Origin of the sequence: Psittacicella gerlachiana (assembly GCF_003585965.1) — a bacterium.
In the GTDB taxonomy this organism is placed as follows: Bacteria; Pseudomonadota; Gammaproteobacteria; order Enterobacterales; family Psittacicellaceae; genus Psittacicella; species Psittacicella gerlachiana.
In genome coordinates this window covers 1-2,323 of sequence record NZ_NRJF01000217.1, presented here as the reverse complement: position 1 = coordinate 2,323, position 2,323 = coordinate 1, and the positions used below count along the sequence as shown (strand labels likewise).

The window sequence follows — 2,323 nt, the reverse complement described above, 5'->3', positions numbered from 1 at the left end:
AATAAACAACTAACTGCTTATAAAATTAACATATATAGAAAAAACATGTTGGTAAGAATTACAGATTGTTCTCTAGATAAAATACAAGAAGTAATATCCCAACCGAATTTACAGGTTCTGACTTTAACCTTATAAAGTTAGGGGAGTAAACTGAGAAGTTTACTTGTTATCTTTTTCTGTATATTATTTTCTAATTTTATAACTCAAACTATAATCTATCTTTAGATTATTTATAATATTGTTTTGGAATAAGTAAAGCTGAAGACGTCACTTCAGCTTTTTTTTAGTTTTACTTTTTGTCATGGCATACCTGAACACTAAAGAATAACTCCTAAATAGCTCTTAGCTTTTCTTTGTTACTCTGCTCTTTATTTCCCTTTTTAATTTACCCTTTCAAGCTTCTTTTTTACTTCTCCTCTTTCTCTTATTTCTCCTTCTTCTCTTCTTTCTTTTCCTCACATTTTGGCATTTCCATTCCAGCTGTTACTTCTTTGTCTCCCTACTTTTTTAGTTCTTTTCTTTCTCAATTCTTTTCTTTATTACTTTTTAAACTAAACTCCATTAACTTTAATCTTCTGCTCTAGACAAAATAAGCTCATATTATAAAACTCTATACAGAATAACCTACTAAAAGCCTCAATTACTTAAGGTAAGATTTTGCTTAGTTTAGAGATACTTAAATCAATTTTCTCTTTCGGCATTAGCTTGTTTAAATGCAAGTCTTACGTATAAAAACTACAAAAAACAATCAGTTGCTAGATTTAAGTGAGAAAATCTTTTTTTGAGAAAAGCTAGACAGAAGCAACTTAAAATTTCTATAATGACCTCGCTTTAAGAAAACTCCTTTGCCTAATTTACAGTTTTCTTAACGTGAACTTTTTACACTTATTGCAGTAATCTTTTAACTTAGAGGTAATTTGCCTAACTTAACCTCCTCAGCTTAAAAGATCTCTTCAATTAAGATAAACTTATCTCTTATCTGTTGTATATTGGTATAAAATTCACAAATAAAAATTTTTATAGAGAACTTTGCCCAAGTTCTCTTTTTTAGTAATTGACTATTTACACGGGTTATCTCCTGTTTTGCTTCACATTTTGCCTAAGATCTAATTTTTTTTCTTCATTTTTCTAACTTTTATAAAAAAAAAGGATATAATAGCAAGAGCTAAGAAAATATGAAGCTAGATCTTCTTTTTCGTTCTTAGCTACAGCAAAAAACAATTATTTAACAAGCAAAAGGTAAAAATTGTATGTTACGTAGCATGACCGGTTTTGTGTCAAATGAATTGATGATTGGAGATTATCAAGTCGTTTGGGAAATAAGAACTTTAAATCATCGTTTCTTTGATATGACAGTTAAGCTTCCTGAAAGCTTAAGATGCATTGAATTAGACTTACGTACCGTAGCTAAAGAACGTATTCGTCGTGGGAAAATGGATGTTTCTTTATACTTTAAAAATCGTAGCTTAAAAAGCAGTTTTGAAGTATCTCCTGAACGTTTACAAGAATTAGTAAGCTACTTTAAAGAAGCTGCTTCTACTTTTAATAGTCAATTAGGTGATTTTGCTAAAGTACAAGTAAATCTTGATCAAGTACTTTCAAATTCAGCTTTTACTGGTAATGACGGGCGTAACTTTACGGATGAGTTCAAAGCCCAAATTGTTAAGTCTTTTGAACAAGCAATTAATCAGCTCGAACGAGCTCGTGAAGCCGAAGGTAAACGTCTCCATGATGTGTTAGAAATGTGCTTATGCACTATGAAACAAATTACAGCTGAAATTTGCCAATATTCACGTGCTACTAAAGAACAAGCTTATAGCAAACTCGTAGCTAAAGTCAAAGAACTTTCAGATAATGTCACGGTAGATCCAATTCGTTTAGAACAAGAAATTCTTCTCTTAGCTCAAAAAGCTGATATTCAAGAAGAAATTGATCGTTTAAATTCTCACTATTGTGAAATTACCAAACTTTTAAGTTCTGATGAACAAGTTGGACGTAAACTTGATTTCTTAATGCAAGAACTCAATCGTGAATCTAATACTATTTGTTCAAAATCTACCGATATTAATATTATTAACCGTGCGGTAAACTTAAAAACCTATATTGAACAAATGCGCGAACAAATCCAAAATATTGAATAATGATAATTATTTTGGATACATTTTTTATGTGATGTGATCATATCTGACTCATGATGTGATCAAAGTTAAAGGGGTGGCCTTGCTTAGCCAGCCCTTTTTTTATTGCTTTTCTTATTGTGGTGACATGAACCACAAAGTTTGCTTTGGAGGTTTATGACTCGGCTTATGCTTCATCTCACAAG

1 protein-coding gene is annotated in these 2,323 nt (G+C 30.7%); it reads left to right on the top strand.

Translation table 11 applies throughout. The features are described 5' to 3' along the window. Nucleotides 1–1,250 precede the first annotated feature (1,250 nt). A complete protein-coding gene (locus CKF59_RS06750) occupies nucleotides 1,251–2,141 on the top strand; it encodes a YicC/YloC family endoribonuclease (RefSeq protein WP_245959288.1) in 891 nt (296 codons plus the stop codon). Nucleotides 2,142–2,323: the final 182 nt, after the last annotated feature.

Excerpts from the sequence above, each read along its gene's own strand:
- CKF59_RS06750 (WP_245959288.1), top strand. The coding sequence starts at position 1,251 with ATGTTACGTAGCATGACCGGTTTTGTGTCAAATGAATTGATGATTGGA.